18 protein-coding genes and 2 pseudogenes are annotated in these 20,239 nt (G+C 56.8%); 12 read left to right on the top strand and 8 right to left on the bottom strand.

Annotated elements, in window-relative coordinates; genetic code table 11:
• Nucleotides 1-52 precede the first annotated feature (52 nt).
• The 9 genes from J2W40_RS05775 (at nucleotide 53) to J2W40_RS05735 (ending at nucleotide 8,356) form a co-directional block, all read left to right on the top strand.
• A complete protein-coding gene (locus J2W40_RS05775) occupies nucleotides 53-1,117 on the top strand; it encodes an aromatic ring-hydroxylating dioxygenase subunit alpha (protein WP_310222577.1) in 1,065 nt (354 codons plus the stop codon).
• Entirely contained in the window at nucleotides 1,114-2,256 is a 1,143-nt protein-coding gene (locus J2W40_RS05770) for an FAD-dependent monooxygenase (RefSeq protein ID WP_310222575.1), read from the top strand. The genes J2W40_RS05775 and J2W40_RS05770 overlap by 4 nt, the downstream gene beginning before the upstream one ends.
• A 161-nt stretch (nucleotides 2,257-2,417) precedes the next feature.
• The gene (locus J2W40_RS05765) at nucleotides 2,418-3,479 is read left to right on the top strand and encodes an amidohydrolase family protein (protein ID WP_310222573.1); all 1,062 of its coding nucleotides are present in this window, start codon (nucleotides 2,418-2,420) and stop codon (nucleotides 3,477-3,479) included.
• A gap of 10 nt (nucleotides 3,480-3,489) precedes the next feature.
• Complete coding sequence (locus J2W40_RS05760; RefSeq protein ID WP_310222571.1) at nucleotides 3,490-4,620, top strand: FAD-dependent monooxygenase; 1,131 nt, start codon at nucleotides 3,490-3,492, stop codon at nucleotides 4,618-4,620.
• A 28-nt stretch (nucleotides 4,621-4,648) separates the two neighbouring features.
• Nucleotides 4,649-5,680 (top strand): VOC family protein, encoded by a 1,032-nt coding sequence (locus J2W40_RS05755; protein ID WP_310222569.1) that lies wholly within the window; start codon nucleotides 4,649-4,651, stop codon nucleotides 5,678-5,680.
• Between the two features lie 6 nt (nucleotides 5,681-5,686).
• Nucleotides 5,687-6,190, top strand: a complete 504-nt coding sequence (locus tag J2W40_RS05750; RefSeq protein WP_310222567.1) for a cupin domain-containing protein — start codon at nucleotides 5,687-5,689, stop codon at nucleotides 6,188-6,190.
• Complete coding sequence (locus J2W40_RS05745) at nucleotides 6,147-6,947, top strand: SDR family NAD(P)-dependent oxidoreductase (protein ID WP_310222565.1); 801 nt, start codon at nucleotides 6,147-6,149, stop codon at nucleotides 6,945-6,947. Before J2W40_RS05750 ends, J2W40_RS05745 begins: the two co-directional genes overlap by 44 nt.
• A gap of 9 nt (nucleotides 6,948-6,956) precedes the next feature.
• On the top strand, nucleotides 6,957-7,355 hold the full coding sequence (locus J2W40_RS05740) for a nuclear transport factor 2 family protein (protein ID WP_310222563.1): 399 nt from the start codon (nucleotides 6,957-6,959) through the stop codon (nucleotides 7,353-7,355).
• A 26-nt stretch (nucleotides 7,356-7,381) separates the two neighbouring features.
• Nucleotides 7,382-8,356 (top strand): fumarylacetoacetate hydrolase family protein, encoded by a 975-nt coding sequence (locus J2W40_RS05735; RefSeq protein WP_310222561.1) that lies wholly within the window; start codon nucleotides 7,382-7,384, stop codon nucleotides 8,354-8,356.
• 52 nt (nucleotides 8,357-8,408) lie between these two features.
• Here J2W40_RS05735 and J2W40_RS05730 read toward each other — a convergent pair whose 3' ends face one another.
• A complete protein-coding gene (locus J2W40_RS05730; RefSeq protein WP_310222559.1) occupies nucleotides 8,409-10,364 on the bottom strand; it encodes a TonB-dependent receptor in 1,956 nt (651 codons plus the stop codon).
• Nucleotides 10,365-10,783: 419 nt separating this feature from the next.
• Between J2W40_RS05730 and J2W40_RS05725 the strand changes: the two genes are divergently transcribed.
• Complete coding sequence (locus J2W40_RS05725; protein WP_310222616.1) at nucleotides 10,784-11,698, top strand: LysR family transcriptional regulator; 915 nt, start codon at nucleotides 10,784-10,786, stop codon at nucleotides 11,696-11,698.
• 15 nt (nucleotides 11,699-11,713) lie between these two features.
• Here the strand turns inward: J2W40_RS05725 and J2W40_RS05720 are convergent, their stop codons facing one another.
• The 4 genes and pseudogenes from J2W40_RS05720 to J2W40_RS20560 form a co-directional block, all read right to left on the bottom strand.
• Nucleotides 11,714-12,190 (bottom strand): Lrp/AsnC family transcriptional regulator, encoded by a 477-nt coding sequence (locus J2W40_RS05720; protein ID WP_310222557.1) that lies wholly within the window; start codon nucleotides 12,188-12,190, stop codon nucleotides 11,714-11,716.
• 178 nt (nucleotides 12,191-12,368) lie between these two features.
• Complete coding sequence (locus J2W40_RS05715; protein WP_310222556.1) at nucleotides 12,369-13,661, bottom strand: dihydrolipoamide acetyltransferase family protein; 1,293 nt, start codon at nucleotides 13,659-13,661, stop codon at nucleotides 12,369-12,371.
• Nucleotides 13,662-13,664: 3 nt separating this feature from the next.
• Nucleotides 13,665-16,013 (bottom strand): transketolase family protein, encoded by a 2,349-nt coding sequence (locus J2W40_RS05710; protein ID WP_310222613.1) that lies wholly within the window; start codon nucleotides 16,011-16,013, stop codon nucleotides 13,665-13,667.
• A gap of 308 nt (nucleotides 16,014-16,321) precedes the next feature.
• Nucleotides 16,322-16,450 (bottom strand): annotated as a pseudogene (locus J2W40_RS20560) (IS3 family transposase); the annotation flags it as partial.
• Nucleotides 16,451-16,546: 96 nt separating this feature from the next.
• Here J2W40_RS20560 and J2W40_RS05700 point away from each other — a divergent pair.
• Nucleotides 16,547-16,720, top strand: coding sequence for a hypothetical protein (locus tag J2W40_RS05700; protein WP_310222553.1), 174 nt, complete (start codon nucleotides 16,547-16,549; stop codon nucleotides 16,718-16,720).
• Here the strand turns inward: J2W40_RS05700 and J2W40_RS05695 are convergent.
• Nucleotides 16,689-17,657, bottom strand: coding sequence for a LysR family transcriptional regulator (locus J2W40_RS05695; RefSeq protein ID WP_310222551.1), 969 nt, complete (start codon nucleotides 17,655-17,657; stop codon nucleotides 16,689-16,691). The two genes, J2W40_RS05700 and J2W40_RS05695, sit on opposite strands and share 32 nt — an antisense overlap.
• A gap of 93 nt (nucleotides 17,658-17,750) precedes the next feature.
• On the opposite strand from J2W40_RS05695, the gene J2W40_RS05690 reads away from it, so the two are divergent.
• Nucleotides 17,751-18,971, top strand: coding sequence for a cytochrome P450 (locus tag J2W40_RS05690; RefSeq protein WP_310222550.1), 1,221 nt, complete (start codon nucleotides 17,751-17,753; stop codon nucleotides 18,969-18,971).
• An 11-nt stretch (nucleotides 18,972-18,982) separates the two neighbouring features.
• On the opposite strand, the gene J2W40_RS05685 is transcribed toward J2W40_RS05690, so the two are convergent.
• Both J2W40_RS05685 and J2W40_RS05680 read right to left on the bottom strand, forming a co-directional pair.
• On the bottom strand, nucleotides 18,983-19,126 hold the full coding sequence (locus tag J2W40_RS05685) for a hypothetical protein (protein ID WP_310222548.1): 144 nt from the start codon (nucleotides 19,124-19,126) through the stop codon (nucleotides 18,983-18,985).
• A gap of 167 nt (nucleotides 19,127-19,293) precedes the next feature.
• Nucleotides 19,294-20,151, bottom strand: a pseudogene (locus J2W40_RS05680) (alpha/beta fold hydrolase).
• Nucleotides 20,152-20,239: the final 88 nt, after the last annotated feature.

The following is a 20,239-nucleotide window of genomic DNA, read 5'->3' as shown; positions in this document are numbered from 1 at the left end:
ATGACTGCCCAAAGCAAGTTGGCGGTCTTACGAACAGGAGAGAAACTGGAAAATGCTCATCGACGGTGTCAACATACAACCCGGCGCTGCGGAATTTCCGCGCAATCAATGGTACGTAGCCGCCTTCGGTACAGAGGTGACGCGAGAGCCGATGCACCGTATTTTGTTTGGCGATCCGATCGTTTTCTACCGCACCGAAGCTGGGGAACCTGTCGCGCTGTTCGACCGCTGCCCGCACCGTGGCATGCGCTTATCTAACGGAGGCTTACTGTTTCAAGACACCATCCAGTGCCACTATCATGGGATTCGTTTTAACGAGAAGGGCCGGGCCTGTCTGATACCTTCCGGGGGGGTGCCCACCTCGTCGCTTTCGGTAAAGCGTTACCAATTGAAGGAGATCTCCGGGTGGATATGGATTTGGGCAGGCGATGCAGATTCTGCCGACGAAAGCCTTATACCCGATCACGACGACCTAGGCCTGACGGCGGAAGGTTTTTATCCACGCTTTGGCCTAGCACTTGAGGCAAATTCCAACTATCTGTTTTCTTTAGAAAACCTGGTGGATGCTACTCATATCTCGTTTCTCCATCACGGGTTGATCGACGATGGAAATGTCGCGGCTCATCCCTACCAATGTGTGCAGGATGGTGTGCGAGTTTCCATGGTGCGCGAGTTCAAAGACGAGGTCATCGCGCCTATGGTCAAGCGAACAATGGCTTTGCAAGGTGAGCGAGCCGATCGCACTCTTGAGCTAACGAGCTATGCGCCAAGTTTATGTGTAGTGCGTCAGCATTTTGTGGAAGCCGGCAGTGACAGCAAAATGCGGCGAGACAGCCGGTTGGTGGTCGGCATCACTCCTACGGGACCGCGTAGCTGCATCCAGTTCGTTGCAGCCGTCAATGATTATGAAAACACATATCCCGGACTTTTTGACGATCTTCGGCATCTTCTGATGGAAGACGTGGTTGCGTTGGACGACGTCCAAATATTGTTCGATCAGCTTGGGCAAGACCGCGCTCCAGAGGTTTCGGTTCGGTCTGACGAGGGGGCAATCCGCACACGCCGCCTGATCGCTGCCCAAATTGCCGCGGAACGGTCGGCCAAGGCGCCAGCATGATGACAGAGATTTCTGCAGACCTTGGCAGGGTTCTTGTCATCGGTGCTGGCATATCAGGGCTGACCGCAGCAGCAGCCTTCGGTCAGCGCGGCTGGCGGGTCGATGTGATCGAGCGAAAGCCTGTAATCGATGATGGTGGCGGTGTGGGGCTGACACTTGTTGGCAATGCGATGCGCGCACTTGATGATATCGGGGTGGCAGAGCGGTGCGTTGAAGCAGGGGTTCCAGCTGATTGCATCAATATGATGCGGGCCGACGGCGCGCTGTTGGTGGAAAATCCGCTACCGCGCCTTGGCGGCCCCCAATGGCCGGGCGGCACCGGCATTCGGCGCGCGACGTTTCATTCCATCTTGCTGGACGCCGCGATTCCCGTCACGAATTCGTTGCGATGCGGTCTGACCGCAAGCGAGTGGTTCGAAGAAGAGGACGGCATCCGTGTGACGTTCAGCGATGGGTCGCATGCCCTTTATGATCTGGTAATCGGAGCTGATGGACTGAATTCATCGACCCGCGCCGTGTTGCTTCCAGACGTGAAGGCTGCTTCCTCAGGTCAGGCGTGCTGGCGCGTGGCCGTACCGCGGCCCGAAGGGTTAGACTGCACCCACCTCTATCTTGGAGGAAAGCACGGTGTTGCCGGGGTTTGCCCGGTTTCTGAAGACCTTGCTTATATGTACATCGTACAAGCTCATGACGGGGAGAGGCAAAACCCAGAACGCCTACATCTCATTTTCGCAGAAGAGGCGGAGGGCTATGGTGGCTTCATCGCACAACTTCTACCACAGGTGACCGATCCAGCCCGCGTGAGCTTTAGCCCATTGCCAGCACTCATCGCTCCAAAGCCATGGGGGCGTGGCAGAATCATCCTGATTGGTGATGCTGCCCATGCCAATCCACCCGTTCTCGCACAGGGTGCGGCAATGGGGATCGAAGACGCGGTGGTTTTGGCCCAGGAAGCGTCAGCGACTCCAACAGATATTCCTGCCGTGCTTTTGCGCTTCATGGAGCGTCGTTTCGATCGTGCCAAACATGTGGTCGAAGCGAGCTTGCGACTTGCTCGGGCCGAAGTTGAGCATCGCACTGACCTGGATGTACCAGCCATCATGCGAGAAACCGCAGTGAAATTGTCCCATCCAATCTGAATTGCCCTAGCGCCGGTAATCTCGCTTTCCAAACTCCAACGTCTGCCGCCAGAATTGGCCCATCGTTTTTACAGATAGGCAATATCCGAAGGAACGGTTTTTGCGATTGCTTCCTGCCAGCTAAACCTCGTCCTGTTGAAAAAGGTCCAGCCTTTGGATTGATGGAGCAGACGTTGACAGGGAGCATTCAGAATTGCGGACACGCGGAAAGCGGAACGATAGTTCATAGCCGCGGCAAGAGCCTTGTTGTCGACATTCATTGCCACTTCGCGGTCGGGACAGCGGAGGCGCGCGTCCGCGAAGCGGTTAGCGATATGCCATTGTCCATGCCGTATACGTCTGCAGCGTCGCAACAGGTCAATATCGCACAGTTCGCTGCGATCGGATCACGCCTTAATGGCGTGCAGGAACGTTTGGAGGACATGGACCGACTCGGTATCGATGTGCAGGCCATCAGTCCGTCGCCTGGGCAATATTTCTACTTTACCGAACCGGAGCTTGGTCGCGAGTTGAGCCATATGGTCAACGACGGCATTGCCGAGGCGGTTGCATCGCACCCTGATCGGCTGGTTGGATTGGGCAACGTGCCGCTGCAGAACACAGAGATGGCGGTTGCAGAGTTACGGCGTTGCATAAAGGAACTCGGATTTCGCGGGGTTGAGATCAATACCAACGTCAACGGGCGCGAGTTGGCTGATCCAGCTTTCCGTCCATTCTTTGCTGCAGCCCAAGAATTGGGAGCGCTGATCTTCGTTCACCCGCTTGGCTTCACTCATGGTGAGCGGCTGACCGAACATTACCTAAATAATATCATCGGCAATCCGCTGGAATCAACCCTGGCACTTTCGCATCTGATCTTCGGTGGTGTGCTTGATGCCCTTCCCGGTCTGAAGCTGTGCGTCGCCCACGGAGGGGGTTACCTGCCGTCGTACTGGGGGCGGATGGACCATGCATGGCGTGTTCGTCCAGAATGCCGCGTTACCTGTGCGCACCAGCCTTCACACTATCTGCGGCAGATATGGGTCGATACCCTGGTGTTCGATCGGGAGCAGTTGAACGCTTTGGTCCGCACCCATGGTGCCGATCGGCTGTGTCTCGGCACGGACTATCCATTCGACATGTCCGAACCCGATCCGGTTGGATTCCACGACGATCTGGACGGGCCGACGCGCGCAAAGATTCTTGGCTTGAATGCCGCAGCTTTGCTCGGCTTGGCCGACTAATCATAAGAGAATGGGAGAGCCTGAAGTGCAATCGGTACTCATCATTGGCGGCGGTATCGGGGGAATGGCTGCGGCTATTCGCCTGAGCCAGCTTGGCCAGAAAGTGAAGCTGATCGACAGCGATCCGAATTGGCGAGTCTATGGCGCGGGCATCACTGTCACGGGGCCAACATTCCGCGCATTTAAGCGCCTTGGTCTGCTCGATCAGATTGTCGCAAATGGCGGTTGCGTGAAGGGGATCAAGACCTTCCATTACAGCGGAGCCTTTCTTCACGAGTCGGACGCTGAGCCTGTTGAGCCGGGCCTCCCGGCTTCGGGAGGCATCATGCGACCAGTACTGCACACCATCATGTCCACCGAAGTCAGGCGCCTTGGCGTCGAAGTGGTACTCGGCGTTACCGCACAGCAGATCATCAATCATGAAAATTGCGTGGAAGTGACGTTTTCAGACGGAACCCAGCAGTCGTTCGATCTCGTGGTTGGTGCGGACGGCATCTATTCCAAAACTCGTACGGCCATTCTCCCCGACGCGATCGAGCCCAAACCGACCGGGCAAGGCAGTTGGCGCATTGTCGCGCCACGACCGGAAGGAATGACGCATGCTCAGTTTTATGTTGGCCATGAAAATCTGGTCGGCATGTCGGCGGTGTCGAGCGACACGATCTATCTGTTCATCCTCAATCCCGATCCAGACAGAAAATGGATTGCGCCGGAAGACCAGCCTGCAATGGTTCGTTCCTTGCTGGCAGATTTCGGCGGAGACGTGGCAGTGATCCGGGACAGCGTTTCGGAGGCAAGCTCAATCGTCTATAGGCCCTTGGAGGCTGCGCTCCAGCCTGCACCTTGGAGCGTCGGACGGGTCGTGCTGATTGGCGATGCCGTCCATGCGACGACCCCCCATCTAGCATCAGGCGCAGGCGCTGCGGTGGAGGATGCTCTCGTCCTGGGTGAAGAGCTTCAGCGCGCGGGCCAAGACGTACTCGGCGCGCTCCATGCCTATACCGAGCGGCGTTATGAGCGCTGCCGCATTGTCGTCGAAGGGAGCGTGGCGATTGGCCAGCACCAGTTGCAACGTGGCCCGATGGATAGGCTCGGCCCACTAATGAAGGCACCGCTTTCGGCACTTTCCGCTGAATATTGAGACTGCATCTACTATGACTTGGAGGCACATGGTGTCTGGTATCAACGGTTTTGAAACGATCATCTATGGTGTCGAAGACGTCGCCCTCTGCACGCGATACTTCGTCGATTTCGGTCTTCCGCTGCTCGAAGCGAGTGAAAGCGAAGCATTGTTCGAACTGGAAGAAGGCTCGACGGTGATCATTCGTGCACTCGATGCGGCGCGGACAGAAGGGCAGAAACTTGTCGGCTATGGCGTGCAGAAAGTCATCTGGGGTGTTCGCGACCAGAAGACGTTCGACCGCACGGTCGCGCAACTGCGCAAGGTCACCGAGGTAACGATCGACGACGAGAATACAGCCCATTTCTTCGATTGTGACGGCATAGCGGCGGGCTTGCGCATTTTTGCCAAGCAACGCGTATTCGGTGCGCCAGACCCTGTAAACAGCTACGGCAATATCAATCGGTTGAACCAACACAGGAAATGGCGGCTTAAAGCCAATCCCAAGACCATCCAACATGTGGTCTACATGACACCAGACCCACAGGCGAGCTGGGAATGGTATCGTGATAACCTCAACTTCCGCTTGTCTGACGTGCAGGAAGGCTTTGGCATTTTTGCAAGGGCTCCGGGCACGCATGACCATCACACGCTCTACTGGCTCAAAGCGGATCTGCCGTTTGCCGGCTGCGACGGCCAAGTGCGGTTCAACCACGCGAACTTCGGGGTCGAGGACATCGACGAGGTCATGGTCGGTGCCAATTTCATGGAGCGACGCGGCTGGGACAAGTCGATTTGGGGTATTGGACGCCACCGCATTGCAAGCGCCGTTTTCTTTTACTTGCCATGCCCGGCGGGGGGTGAGGCCGAATACGGCTGTGACAGCGATATGCACGACGATAGCTGGGTGCCGCGTCATTGGAATGCGCGCTTTGGAACGATGAGCTTCATGCACAATCTCCAACCCTGGCTGCTCGACGAAGCGCCATGGGAGGTCCGGTACGTGGAGGGCACGACGCCGACCTATGCGCCGAGTACGCACCATGGAGGTGATCCGGCAACCTCTGGGCATGAGGAGTAAGCCGCGGTGTCTGACGTCAAAACTCTCATGCCGCCTGTTCAACGCGTGGTGACTGGGCATGACGCGAACGGTCGGGCGGTGTTCCGTTCCGAGGATTTCACACAGCCTCAGCTGATCGCGTCGGGCGATGCCGATTTTCTGCTGATTTGGACGACCGCCACAGTCCCTGCAGACAATAATGATGAAATCGACGGGCGCGAGCGTGACGCGGGTCTTACACTCAATTCCGGTTCCGTCATACGTGTGGTCGATATGCATCCGGGCGCTCAGAGCCCGATGCATCGCACCAACAGCATTGACTATGGCATCGTCCTCAGCGGTGAAATTGAGCTAGAGCTTGACGATGGCGCGAAGAAGACCGTTCACGAAGGCGGTATCATCATTCAGCGCGGTACCAATCACCTGTGGCGCAACAGAACCGACAAGGTTTGCCGCATCGTCTTCGTGCTCATCGAGGCACCGGCTTATGTTCACGACGGCCAACCGCTCCCTGAAGATAAGCCCCATTAAGGAAGAGATGATGTTTGAGCTTACCGACAAGGTAGCGATTGTAACGGGATCGACCCGTGGGATCGGGCGAGGGATTGCTGAGGCGATGATCGCCGCAGGCGCCAAGGTGGTCATTTCGAGCGAGAACGCGCTGGAAACGGCCGAAGTCGCAGCCGAACTCAATCAGACCGGCATTGCTTGCGATATCTCTGATCCGGCCCAACTCGCAGCACTCGTCGAAGGCACGACGAATGCGCTTGGACGGATTGACGTGCTTGTCTGCAATGCAGGCGTGCCCGAACGCTTTGGCACGTTTCTCGATATGGATATGGACGAATTTGATCGCGTCACCGCCATCAACTTGACGGCGCAAGTGCGCTTGGTGAAGCTCGTGCTACCTCACCTTGTCGAGAGCAAAGGCAACGTGATCTTGATATCAAGCCTATCCGGGCTGCGCGGCAATGCTGGGATAAATGCCTATGCACTTGCCAAAGCGGGACTAGCGCAACTGGCGCGCAATCTTGCCGTGCAATTGGGTCCGCAAGGGGTCAGGGCAAATGCGATTTCGCCGGGCGTAATAGATACCGAACTTTCCCGACCCTTGCTCGAAAATGAAACGGTGAAGGCGCGCCGCATGGCGATGACTCCTCTTCGTCGCGCCGGCACTCCTGCTGAAGTCGGAGGCGCGGCGGTGTTTCTCGCAAGTCCGGCGGGCGGGTTCATTACCGGTCATAATCTCGTCATTGATGGCGGCACGATCATCACTGACGGTAGTTGAGGAACTCCAATGTCCGAGCATGATAGTCTTCGTACGGCGGAAGATGAAATCCGGGTCCAGGAGACCCGTCGTTGCGCAGCGCTTGCTGCCGATGACCTGGTTACACTGGCAGAACTCATGAACGATGATCTCGTCCATGTTCACACCACAGGCATAGTTCATAACAAGCTGCAGTTGCTTGAACATGCAGGCCAATTCCTGCGCTTTTTTGAAGTACGACGGGGCGATCTTAACATTCGCATGTTGGCTGACGATGTTGCCGTGGTGACCGGACCGATGACCAATATTGTAGGGCGTCGCGCCGAAAACGAGAAGATTGAGGTGCACGCATTCGTGACTCAAGTGTGGGTCAAGCGTGACGGTGCTTGGAAAACCTCTAGTTTTCATGCGGTCAGGCAAACCAGCTAAACCAGTATCGATATGGGAGAAATATTGTGACGCAGGAATATGCCATCGGTACGGCCTCGCACGGGCAGCGCACATTCGCCTGTGTCATTCAGGGCGAGAGAGTATGGGAACTCGCGCGACTTCCGGGCATGGCAGGGTTTCGTGATACTCTCGCGGTCTTTGAAGTCTGGCACTATGTTGATCAACAGCTTGCTGTAGTGATGCAGGCACCGCCCGTCGAATGCGCAATCGCGCTCGCGGATGTTCGGCTTGAGGCCCCTTTGCGCCCGCGCCAGATATTTTGCACCGGAGCCAATTATCGCAAGCATGTTGCCGAACTAACAGCAAAACAGTCCGACCCAAGCACCGCCGGGATGACCCCTGAAGAGCGCGTCGAGATGGCCTACAAGATGATGGAAGGACGTGCCCGGAATGGTACGCCCTATGCCTTCGTCAAACTTCCTTCGGCAGTGACAGGGCCTTACGATCATATTATCTTGCCAAATGGCGTGGAAGAACCGGACTGGGAACTTGAGCTTGGCGTGGTGATCGGCCGCAGCGCACGGCACATTTCGCGCGAAGATGCCCTGTCAGTGGTCGCAGGCTTTTTGGTCACCAACGATATTTCTAGCCGCGATCGGATCTACCGATCCGACATGAAGGCCATCGGTACGGACTGGCTTTCGTCCAAATGCCAGGAATCTTTCTTGCCAACTGGCCCTTGGATCAAACCGGCGCGCTTTGTGCCCGATCCGCAGAATCTGCAAATTACGCTGAAGCTCAACGGAAAGATCATGCAGGACGAATCGACGGCAGACATGATCTTCGATGTTGCCCGCCAGATTGAATATCTCTCGTCACTCGTAAGATTGCTGCCCGGTGATATCATCTGCACCGGATCGCCAGCTGGCAATGGTACGCATTATCAGCGTTTTTTGCAGCCGGGAGACGTTGTCGAAGGGACGATTACCGGTTTGGGCACTCAGCGCCTGACGTGCATAAGGGAGCCCGTTCCGGCCTGAATTCGGCGTGTGTAACAGGAAGGGGCCGGTGAAAATCGGCCCCTTCCTGCTTTTAAGCTGCATGTTCAGCCTTTCGAGACTTTCTGCGAAATCCTGCCGAACAGCATCTGCCCATCGGCAGTCCGCGCTTCCATTTCCACGCTGTCACCGAAAGACATGAAACTCGTGCGGATTTCTCCCAAGTCAGAGAGGTCCAGTGAAACGCTTCGAGATTTAACTGCAGACGATTGCCAAAGAACCGGTTCTTGCTCCCGATCGTGAACGCTTCGATATATTCGGGGGCGTAGCTTTCGCGTCCAAGCGCTACGTTGAAGCCACCTGAACGATAGCCGGTCTCATAGCTGGCATAGAGAAGCGAGCTGGGCGTGATATCATATTCGGCTGAGAGCCGATATGTGGCGCGGCTGTTGGTGACACGCGAGTCGATCACCGTCGGGAGGTAGAACAGGATGTTGCCATTGCTGCCGTAAGGCCGCGCATTGGCCGGTCCTGGTGCGGTTGGGAAGCCGAAGGGCAATTGCGCGGCAGGAATCTGCGCGGCGACTTCGGCCAAAGTCATGCCTGTCGGCATCGATGGCCCGCCGAAGCAGCCCGCGCCACCAGGAGGCGCGGCATTGGTGCACGGGACAACAATAGTCTGCACCACAGCGTCAAAATACTTCTTGTCTTGCGTGTAGCGCAGTCCGCCAACAAGGCGGAAAGCGTCACTGACATTGAAGGTCAGGCGGCCGAAGGCGGCGTTGGAAGTGGTGCCCGTATCGAAAGCCTGGATCGACTGTACGAAATACTGGTTTATCGTCTGTCCGGCCGAAATATCTTCGTCGAAATGATAACCACCAAGCAGCCAGTCGACCGGCCCGACTGAGCCTGCCAGCCGCGCTTCGATGCTGAATTGGCGGTTCTGCTCCTTGACCACAAACGACTTGAACCCCGGCCCCGGCGACGCGAAATCGAGTTTCGTCTCGCGATAAGCCGGAATCAGGGTCAGCTCCGCAGCGCCTAGATCGGCCTTGATCTCCGAACTCACGCCCCAGTTGGTAGTGTCTTGGTAGGACCTGTCTGGCGTGCCGGGGTTGATGAATCCGCCTCCAATCACGATGGTCGAGCGATATGCGCCGGCTTCAGGCGAGTAGAGTCCCGTGCGCGGACCGAGATTTGAGGGCGCGGCTGAAAATACATAGTTCGCCGGAGCGTTGGCCGATGCAGGAGTGCCGGGCGCAAAGCGCAATGTCCCATTATAGGAGGCACCAGGACCGACGCCACCTGTGTGGGCCCAGTCCGCGACGATATTCATCGACAGACCGTCGGTCAGTTGGGCAAACATCTGCCCACGAAGGGCCTCACCCTTTTCGTCGTAGGTACCGTCCTGATTGAACCCGTCCTGATCGACGAGCTTGCCCGAAAGGCGGACAGCGCCTTCAGTGCCGATCGGGAGATTGATTGCGCCCTCCAGATCGACGCTGTCATAATTGCCGTAACCAGCGCTCGCATATCCACTGACCTCACCGATTTTCGGTTTTTGATACAAGACATTGATCGCGCCGCCGGTGGCGTTGCGGCCGTAAAGCGTACCTTGTGGCCCTTTGAGGACTTCGACCCGCTCAAGATCAAAGAACGTGCCGGTGGTCGATGTTGGCCTGCCAAGATAGACGCCATTGAGGCTGAATGCTACCGCCGGATCACTGAAGGAATTGTTGGTAAAGTTTCCAACGCCACGGATGAAGTAGCTGGTCGAAGCACCGCCTGCGCGGGTCACGTAGAGCGAGGGTGCAACCGCGTTGAGCCCGTTCGCCGTGCCCGCACCCACACGTTCGAGGTCGCTGGGTGTGGCAACGTCAATCGCCACGGCCGCTCTTTGGGAGGATTCCACGCGCCTCTGTGCTGTGACGATAATCTCTTCCAGCCCGGCTTGGTCGCTTTCAGTAGTCTGGGCATATAGCGGCGAAGTCACCATCGCCGACAGGAGCACAGTGTTCGTTTTTAGGAATAGTTTTAGATCTTTTCTCATATTACCTCTCCCCATAATTTTATTTTTCTGGACTTAGAGCTTGCTGATATCCCCCAAGCTGGCATCATGAACTTATTGCCGCTGCTGCATTTCGGGAATGGCACGTGACAGCTAGTTGTACCCACTCCTTTACAGACCCCTGGCAAATCCCTGCTCTTTGCCCGTTTGAATTACCAAACTTCGCGTAATCTGTGAAATCGCTTGAAGTGCTACAGCCTATCCGTAAAACCGATTGGGCAGAACGCTGGCCAGGAGACATGATTTGCAGTTTAGAGGGCAGCGAATAGGAGCGTTTAAGCGGCAAGCGCACCAAGATCGTGCAGCTTGCATCTATGGACGGACGGTCAGTCGGGAGGCCGTCCCGGCACCGCATAAATGGCATATGCGATTGGCATCAAAACATAAACAGGGAGTGGGTGATGCGCTTTGAAAGGCTCGACCTCAATTTGCTTGTGGCGCTCGACGCTCTCTTTGACGAATGTAGCGTTTCTGCAGCCGCCCGGCGATTGAACCTTAGCCAATCAGCCACCAGCGGCGCCCTTTTGCGCTTGCGCGAATATTTCCAAGATGAGTTGCTCGCGAGCAGTGGATCGCGCATGATTCGGACTGCTCGTGCTGAAGAGTTGCGCGAACCAGTTCGCGAAGCGCTGATGTTTATCCGTCATCGCATCGCGCGGCCACCAGCGTTCGATCCCATGACGACCATCAGAACCTTTCATACGGCCACATCCGATTATGTACTGGATGTCGCGCTTGGTCCGTATATGGCCATGATACAGAACGAGGCGCCTGGTATCTCGACGTCCGTCACTTTGCCAACATTCGACATGAGCGACAAATTGCATCGGGGTGAAATCGACCTGATTATCTCGGTAGGGGACATGTTGGACAATCGCCATCCTACTCTACCGTTTCTCAGCGATGATCACGTGGTCGTCGCGTGGGAAGAAAACACCCGCTTGCGCAGCGGGCTGACGCAGGAGCTTTTCCTGGAATTGCCACATGTCACAGTTCACTTCGGAAACTCGCGGACGACTGCGCATGTGGAACGACACTTTGATCAGCTACGGGTGTCGCGCAATATTGCAATCACGGTGCCGTTCTTTGCGGCGGTGCCTGCGTTACTGCTGGGTACAGAGAGGATCGCCACTATGTTGCGTCGGCAGGCAAATTACTATGCTAAGATATTGCCACTCACCATCTATGAATTGCCTTACCAAATTCCAGACCTGCAAGAAGTCATTCAGTTTCATACGGCGCGCCGCAATGATTTGGCGCTAAATTGGTTCGTTCAAGGACTTTTAAAATTTACTGGAAATAAATCAGTTTCTTAATTTTTGAGACAATTCCTATATGGGAATGGACGTTTTGTAGACGACCGGTCTGAGCGCAAAACTGGTAGTGACTTGAGATACACCCTCAATGCGCGTAAGTTTCTGGCGCAGAAAATCTTCGAAGGCACCGAGCGAACGCACGAGGATCCGTAATTGATAGTCGGCATCACCGGTCATCAAATAGCATTCCATCACTTCAGGAAATCCCGCTACTGCCTCTTCGAACAGCGCAAGATGCCGATCATCCTGTTGATCCAGCCGGATGCGAACAAACGCCGTGACGGTAAGTCCCACCGCGTTTGGATCAACCAAGGCGACATACCGAAAAATCCGGCCAGTTGTTTCAAGGGTGCGTAGACGACGCAGGCACGGAGACGGTGATAGTCCTACTCTTTCCGATAGATCCTGGTTTGTCATCCGTCCGTCGTTCTGCAATTCAGCAAGAATTCTGCGGTCGATATCGTCGATGTTATGGCTTGGCAGATCGGGCACGCTTATTTCTCGCCTCGGCAATTTCTGCGAATGACATAGCTGAGTTTGGCATAGGCTGCCAAGCGTAAGGGGCGATCGGAGTTCGGGGCGATAGGCCAGAGCATCGCCCCGCAAAATCAAACGGGTACTGCGCTCCGATGGATAACCATCGGAGCGTCATTGCATCGCTTTATGAGGTTTAACAGACGAGAAGTATCGGACTTTCGATCAAGTCACGCAGAGCTCCCATAAACTGTGCCGCTATGGCTCCGTCGATCGCGCGATGATCGAAACTCGCGGTTGCGGCCATGATTGTGGCAAGACCAATATCCCCATCGACCTTCCAGGGCTGCTCAATTCCCGCGGCCACGCCCAATATAAGTGCCTGCGGAGGGTTTATGACAGGAAACATTTCGTCGATACCAAACATTCCGAGGTTTGAGATCGATGCGGTTCCGCCTTGATACTCCTCTGGAGTCAACTTGCCGTCGCGAGCCTTTGCAGCAAGATTTTTGCTCAGGTTGGCTATTGCCGAAAGCGACAGCGCGCCTGCGTCCTGGATGACTGGCGTGACAAGGCCGCCATCGATTGCCACCGCCATCGCGATGTCCACGCGCTTGAAGCGATGCAGCTCGTCGCCTCCAAACTGAACATTGGCATCTGGCACCCTCTCCATTGCCTTGGCCATTGCCTTGATGAGCAGGTCGTTGACCGAAAGCTTGATGCCTTGCGACGCAAGGCCAGCATTGAGTTCGCCTCTAAGCTTTAGCAAAGCGTCCAGCTGGCACCGAACCGTTAGATAGAAGTGCGGAACTGTCTGTTTCGATTGCGTAAGCCGCCGAGCGATGGTCTTGCGCATAGCGGAGAGTTTGATGCTTTCAACGGGTATCCCTGCTGGAGGCGCGACAGAGAGGACTGCCGTCTCCGCACCAGCAGCTACTGCTGCGAGAGGGGGCGCTTTCGCCTGCAATCCAAGATCGGCTTTGACGATCCTGCCGCGCGCGCCAGTGCCCATGATCTTTGCAAGATCAAGTCCCATGGCGCTTGCAATCCGGCGTGCCAGAGGTGTCGCAACCGGTTCTGCCTTGCTTTGGATTTTTGCGGGTGTCACGGCGACCGTGACCTCGCCAACTGTAGAAAATAGCGGCCCCGAATGCGGGGAGGCGTCCACGGCCGGTGATGCTTGCTTGGCATCTGGAGGTGACGGCAACGGCTGTTTCGACGGTGTCTGCTCGGCCAGCCCCATTTCAGTGGCTTCGCCAAGCACCGCTATAACTGTACCGACAGCGACATTTTCGCTTCCCTCTGGTACACGCAATTCGGCAATGCGCCCTTCTTCAATGGCTTCAAACTCCATGGTCGCCTTGTCCGTTTCGATCTCCGCCAGGAGATCGCCGGGCTTGACCAGATCGCCGACGTTGACGAGCCATTTTGCCAGATTCCCCTTTTCCATAGTCGGCGACAGGGCGGGCATTTTCAGTTCCAAGGCCATGGATTAATTCCCCATGAAAAGTTCGGCGGCAGCGTCGATGATCGCCTCTGCGTCGAGCCGATATGTGCGGTAGAGATCGGGAAGGTCGCCGGTCTGGCCAAAACGGTCGATGCCCAGCGGGCTCACACGCATCCCTTTGACACCGCCCAGCCACGAAAGAACACCCGGCGATCCATCAATGGCAGTCACCAGTCCGGCGTTCGGTGCAAGTTCCGACAGCAGATCTTCGATATGGCTGAGCGCAGCATTGCTGCCGGTCCATCTCGCGGCGCGGCGTGCCGACCAGTCACGGTGCAACAGGTCGGGGGAGGTTACATTGAGCAGTCCGAGGCCCGGAATATCTTCTACCAGATTCTCCCAGGCGTCCAGCACCTCCGGCGCTATGGCGCCAGTAAAAGCGATCGCTGCCTCGGCATTGCGCGCGGGTTTGCGCAGCCAATATGCACCCTTGAGAGCGTCAGCTTCCCAGCTATCGTCGCCGCGCTCGATCTGCGGGATGACTCGCGTACTAAGGCGGAGGTAGACCGAGCTGCCATCTGGTTGCTGCATATAATCGAACGCCCACCGCATCATCAATGCGACTTCATCCGCCCATACAGGCTCGAAATAGGCAAGGTTGGGCTGGCCCATCCCGATCAATGGCGTGTTGATCGATTGGTGAGCGCCACCTTCTGGCCCCAGTGTGAGGCCGGATGGCGTGCCTACGAGCAAGAACCGAGAGTCCGAGTAACATCCGTAGTTCAAAGCATCGAGGCCCCGTGCGATGAACGGGTCGTAGACCGTCCCGACCGGTATTAGCCGCGTCCCGAAGTGCGGCGCGGCAAGGCCGAGCGAAGTCAGCGCGAGAAAGAAATTATTTTCGGCAATACCCAGTTCCACGTGCTGACCGGCGGCATGGGCGGCCCAGCGCTGCGCTGAAGGGATGTTGGCCGCGCGGAATACGTCGGCCATCTCGGAGCGGCGGAATAGTCCCCGCTGGTTGACGAACGCGCCGAGATTGGTGGTCTGCGTCACGTCGGGGGCGGTGGAAACAATGTGGTCGGCCAGCGCCTCTCGCGATTTGGCAAGATCCAGTAAGACATTGCCAAATGCCGCTTGCGTCGACTGTGCGTCTCCGCGCGGAACGGGGAGCCGCGCGGGAACAGGGATCGACGGCGCGACGGGCTCAGGCGGCTTTGCTGCCATCACACTCCTGTCGACGAACGCCTTGAGGCGCGTTGCGTGATTGTCTCCAAGCCCTCCGAACGGCTCCCATTCCTGACCGGGTGCGATGCCCATGCTGGTGCGCAGCTGTTCGATCTGCGCCGGGTTCATCATGCCGGAATGGTTATCCTTGTGGCCGGCCAACGGTAGACCATACCCCTTGATGGTATAGGCGATAAACAGCGTAGGACGTTCATCCTGCGCGCTGTCGAACGCATCCATGAGGCTTTCGATACAGTGACCGCCGAGATTGGTCATCAGGGCGGCAAGGCCCTCATCATCGTAGCTTTCGATCAGCGCCTTGACTTTTACGTCGTTGCCGATGTCGTTTAGCAGACGGTCACGCCACGCGCTTCCACCCTGGTAAGTCAAAGCGGCGAATTCGGCGTTCGGGCATTGGTCGATCCACTCCTCCAACGCTTTGCCGCCAGCGCGCTTGAAAGCCGCCTTCTGCAGTTTGCCATGTTTGAGGGTGATGACACGCCACCCGCATGTTTCGAAAATATCGTCGAACCGTCGAAACATGCGGTCGGCTGTCGTGCTGTCGAGCGATTGACGATTATAGTCGACCACCCACCAGCAGTTTCGAATGTCATGTTTATAGCCTTCGATCAGGCATTCGTAGATATTTCCTTCGTCGAGTTCCGCATCTCCCATCAGCGCGATCATGCGGCCGGCATCGGCCTCAGCCATCTTGCCATGCGCAATCAGGTAATCCTGCACAAGGCTGGAGAACGCCGTGATCGCGACGCCTAGGCCGACCGAACCGGTCGAAAAGTCGACTGGAATCTTGTCCTTAGTGCGGGAAGGATAGCTCTGCGCGCCGCCCAGCGCTCGAAACTGCTGCAATTGTTCGAGCGACTGATTTCCAAGCATGTAATGAATAGCCTGTAGCAGCGGTCCTGCATGGGGCTTGACTGCAACCTTGTCTTGCGGCCGCAGAGCATCGAAATACAACGCCGACATGATTGTCGTCATTGAGGCGCAGCTTGCCTGATGTCCCCCGACCTTTAGGCCGTCGCGCTTGGGGCGGATATGGTTCGCGTTGTGTACAGTCCAAGCTGATAGCCAGCGCAGCCGGGCATCTATCGCTTCGAGCGCCGAGATCCTTTCCGCGCGGGTTTCAGTCTGGGTTGAGATTGTGGCCATGAGTTTGCTCCGAATTCGGAAAGCAGCATAGGTCCAATGCGGAGACATGTCCTTGCAAAGTTCGTCAATATGGGTTGCGTTATTAGCATGAAATGCGTCCATAAATCATTATCACGCATGATAATGCCAAATAATAGGCCTATACATTCTCATTTGATGCTTTGGGTTGCCACCCAGGACGTTTGCACTGAATAGTGCTCACACTTCCAAAAGCGGCGATGCAGCGTGGTTGCGGGGGCCAGCCCCAGCTACACCATATCTTGGGGCGCGACGAATACGCGCGCGATCTCTGCTCGCTCCGCCTGCGCAAAATATGCAGACGCCTTGCGCAAAATCTCGTTGGCCTGCGGCAGCTCTCGGACCTCGCGGTCTAGCGCCTTCACCCACTCATGCAGCGTCTGCGGCGCCCAGCCGATCTTCTCCGCAAAGCCGTCCACCGGTATCAACGGCGCGGCGCTATTTTTACGCTTGGCGCATGTAGGACTTTGCGACGCGATCAACATGGCGCTGGTCATGAATCTGCGCGAAATCGGGTGACGTCGAGCTTCACCCAGCGCGGTGTGATCGACAGCCAGTCGGTCAAAACTGCCGAAAGTGGTGATGCGTCCGGCAATGGCTGGGAAACATCCATCGCCTCATCGACAGCATGGACGCTAACCGCTTCCATCCGCATCCTCAATCTGCGGATTCGTCTTGCCGCACCGTGAAAATCGGATTGTCAGAGCCTTCAGTGGGATCGGATCCAAGAAAGCGCCTCGCTATCAGACTGCGCAGCCAGATTGCCTTCTTGTCTGACCGGGTGCGCAAGTGCCAGAACTGCTTGATCTCGATTGGTGGCAGCATCAATGGAGGCGTAACCCAGCGAAGCGGAGCCAATTTCGCGTAAGCCTTTGCTACCGCGAGCGGTACTGTCGTGATGATGTCTGTATATGCAACAATCTGCGGAATCGTCATGAAGTGGGGGGACTGGATAATGACCTTCCGGCGAAGGCTAAGCTCTTGCATTCGTCGTTCGAAAAGCTCTTGGCTGCGACCTTCCTGCAGCACGACTGCGTGTTCGGCCGCGAGGAAGCAATCGAGATTGATCGAGGCGCCGATGGTCGGGTGATCCTTACGCAAAAGCACTGCGAAAGAGTGGTCGAAAAGCCGTTGCTGGTAGATCGCGTGCCCATCGAGATCGGGAAAATAGCCAAGTGCGAGGTCCACCGTGCCGTCTGCCAATCGTGCTTCCAATTCATGCGGCGACAGCGAGACGCAGCGAATTGTTGCTTGTGGCGCCTCTTCCCTAAAGGTTTCGAGCAGTGCAGGCAGAAAAACCAGTTCGCCGATGTCCGAAAGGCAAAAGGTGAAGCTGTCCGAACAAGATGCCGGATTGAAGACGGCGGTCCGAAGAATCTCTCCCGCGATCGTATCCAGAACTCTGCTCACCGGATCACGCAGGTTCACCGCTAGCGGGGTAGGCAGCATCAAATTGCCTACACGGACGAATAGCTCATCGCTGAAGGCATGGCGTAGTTTCGCCAAGGCGTAACTCACCATAGGCTGACTCATCCCAAGCCGCTTGGCCACCCGAGTTGTGCGCTGCTCGACAAACATGGCGTCGAGTACATGAAGCAAGTTCAGGTCAAGGGAAGAGATATCCATTTTCTTGATATGGGTTATCCAAGGTCTCTAGTAAACTTATAAAGCCCGATTGGTTATCGTTGCATCAGTTGATGTAGGCGGAGGGCCGGAAGCGTGAAGATACAGGGCATCGAAAGCAGAACCGACGATGGAGGGGCGGCGATAGTTGAAATCGATCCCTTCAGCCGGGATGTTCTGGCCGACCCTTACGCCTTTCACCCGCAACTGCGCGACGCTGGACCAGTGGTGTGGTTTCCCAAATATGGTGTTTTCGGTGTTGCCCGCTATGGCGAGGTCAAGACCGTGCTCAGCGACTGGCAGACATATTGTTCGAGCCGTGGTGTCGGTCTTGCTGACTTCGCTCGTGAAATACCGTGGCGGACCCCATCCTTGCAGCTTGAGCGCGACCCTCCGTTGCATGCCGCGACCCGTGGTGTGATGAACAAGGTCGTCGCCCTTCCTCGGCTCAAATCGCTGGCACCGCATTGGAAACAAGTCGCCGCCGAACTGGTCGAGAGTCTTGCAGGCCGACGTCGATTTGACGCGGTGCAGGATCTGGCCGAGCAGTTTCCACTGCGCATCTTTCCTGACACGCTCGGTCTGTTGAAGGAAGGGCGCGAAAACCTCCTCGCTTATGCAACCTCGACCTTCAATGCATTCGGTCCGCGCAATGATGTGTTTCTTGAAAGCCAAGTCGGGTTGGACGCAGCGCAAGCGTGGATCGCCGAAGCGTGCCGCTATGAAAATCTTGCGCCGGGCGGATGGGGTCGGGATGTCCACGACGCTGCTGCCGAAGCTGGCATTTCCGAAGGCGAGCGCGAGCTTCTCGTACGCTCATTCCTGTCGGCCGGTATCGATACGACAATCAATGGAATTGGCAACCTGCTCCACGCATTTACGCTGCATCCGACCGAATGGCAGAAGCTCCGATCCGATCGATCGTTGATCAAGAGAGCTTTTGAAGAGGGGCTGCGCTGGCAAGGTACTGCACAGTCTTTCTTCCGCACCACCACGCGCGAAACGGAGCTTTCAGGTGTCCGCTTGCCCGAAGGTGCCAAGATCATTGCATTCCTGGCAGCCGCTAATCGCGATCCCCGCCATTGGCCGGATGCAGAGCGGTTCGATATTACTCGGCAGACAAGCGGCCATGTTGGTTTCGGATATGGGATCCATCAATGCCTGGGTCAGATGATCGCGCGTCAGGAAAGCGAAATCCTGCTTGAAGCGCTCAGCAGTCGTTTTGCGTCATTCCGCGCGGCGGGCGTATCCGAGCGTCGATTAAACAACACTCTATTCGCCTTGCGCTCGCTTCCCGTTGAAGTCGATCTTGCCTAACCCTGTGAATATCAGTGTGGGTTGGAGCTGGCCCACGCCGGGATGCCGATCGGCTTGCAATCGGTTGGTGCATCGAGTTCGATCGCCGCCCAACCCAGCGAATTGACCACAAGGTCAGCGCCCAAGCGCCAATAACTATGCCTGTTGCCTGTCATGACCATCAACCCCCAGAAGAGAAAACCCAATTGGCCAAGTTACTTGGCTAAGGTCAAGGCGAATTCTGCGCCGAAATGGGCCTGTCGATCATTGCCACTATTGACGACGGTCAGTCCTTGTGTGAGCTTGAATTCGCAGAGATCGCGTTCTGGCGGCTAACGAGCAGCTAGTCTGCACCAGATAAAGGCGACGCTCTGGCGTCGCCTGCCATCATATGATGCGCACCGTCGATATGGACATAGCCGGCATGCGGCACCATCTCCAAGAAAGTGCGCGCCCCTTCCTCGGTCATGATCTGGCTGCGCCCGCCCCGGATCAGCAAGGTGGGAATGGTTAGCCCGCGCGCGGCCGTCTCCAGCACGGTCGGTCCTTCCGCCTCCTGCTTGGCATCCACGCCCATTGTCATGAAGGCCGGGTCCCAATACCAATACCAATACCAATACCAGCGCGCGCGGCGTTGCCGCAAATTCTTCGCCAGTCCCCGGCTGCTCCGCGGCTTGTCACGATGCGGCAAATAGGGCGAAATCGCCGCTGCCGTCTCCTCGATCGAGGCAAAGCCATCCGACCCGGCGTTCATGAAAGCGATCACCTCGTTCGCGCCTTCCATGTTCACCGTCGCGGTGATATCCACCAGCACCAGCACCAGCACCAGCACCAGCACCAGCGCGCGGATCGCGGCAGGATCGGCGGCGGCGACGATCATGCCCACGATCCCGCCCAGCGACGCACCCACCACGACCGGCGGCCGCTCCAGTTGCGCCAGCACCGATCGCAGATCATCGGCAAAGACGGTCAGGTCATAGCGTCCATCGGGCGACCATCAGCTGTCGCCATGCCCGCGCAAATCCATGGATAACGCGCGAAACCCATGGCGCGCCGCCTCGACCAGCGCCTTGCCCCAGCTTTGCCGCGTCTGCCCGCTGCCATGCAGGAACAGGAGGGGCTGGCCATCCGCCGGCCCGGTCACGTCGGCGGCCAGGTCAACGTCCTCGCCCCGGAGGGTCTGTCTTTCAATCGCGCTCATATCGCTCATTGTTACGCCTTTATCGCCGCGCGGAAATCCTCACTCTTCAGGAACAGCGACTGACGTGCTCCCCTGAAATGTGACCGAT

Source organism: Sphingobium xenophagum, from assembly GCF_031457465.1.
Lineage (GTDB): Bacteria > Pseudomonadota > Alphaproteobacteria > Sphingomonadales > Sphingomonadaceae > Sphingobium > Sphingobium xenophagum_A.
This window is presented reverse-complemented; position numbering and strand designations above follow the sequence as displayed.

Bases quoted from the DNA above. Each gene is read 5' to 3' on its own strand.
- J2W40_RS05730 (WP_310222559.1), bottom strand. From the start codon at position 10,364: ATGAGAAAAGATCTAAAACTATTCCTAAAAACGAACACTGTGCTCCTG.
- J2W40_RS05685 (WP_310222548.1), bottom strand. From the start codon at position 19,126: ATGACAGGCAACAGGCATAGTTATTGGCGCTTGGGCGCTGACCTTGTG.
- J2W40_RS05775 (WP_310222577.1), top strand. From the start codon at position 53: ATGCTCATCGACGGTGTCAACATACAACCCGGCGCTGCGGAATTTCCG.
- J2W40_RS05715 (WP_310222556.1), bottom strand. From the start codon at position 13,661: ATGGCCTTGGAACTGAAAATGCCCGCCCTGTCGCCGACTATGGAAAAG.
- J2W40_RS05695 (WP_310222551.1), bottom strand. From the start codon at position 17,657: ATGGATATCTCTTCCCTTGACCTGAACTTGCTTCATGTACTCGACGCC.
- J2W40_RS05760 (WP_310222571.1), top strand. From the start codon at position 3,490: ATGGGAGAGCCTGAAGTGCAATCGGTACTCATCATTGGCGGCGGTATC.
- J2W40_RS05755 (WP_310222569.1), top strand. From the start codon at position 4,649: ATGGTGTCTGGTATCAACGGTTTTGAAACGATCATCTATGGTGTCGAA.
- J2W40_RS05710 (WP_310222613.1), bottom strand. From the start codon at position 16,013: ATGGCCACAATCTCAACCCAGACTGAAACCCGCGCGGAAAGGATCTCG.
- J2W40_RS05740 (WP_310222563.1), top strand. From the start codon at position 6,957: ATGTCCGAGCATGATAGTCTTCGTACGGCGGAAGATGAAATCCGGGTC.
- J2W40_RS05765 (WP_310222573.1), top strand. From the start codon at position 2,418: ATGGAGCAGACGTTGACAGGGAGCATTCAGAATTGCGGACACGCGGAA.
- J2W40_RS05725 (WP_310222616.1), top strand. From the start codon at position 10,784: ATGCGCTTTGAAAGGCTCGACCTCAATTTGCTTGTGGCGCTCGACGCT.
- J2W40_RS05770 (WP_310222575.1), top strand. From the start codon at position 1,114: ATGATGACAGAGATTTCTGCAGACCTTGGCAGGGTTCTTGTCATCGGT.
- J2W40_RS05745 (WP_310222565.1), top strand. From the start codon at position 6,147: ATGTTCACGACGGCCAACCGCTCCCTGAAGATAAGCCCCATTAAGGAA.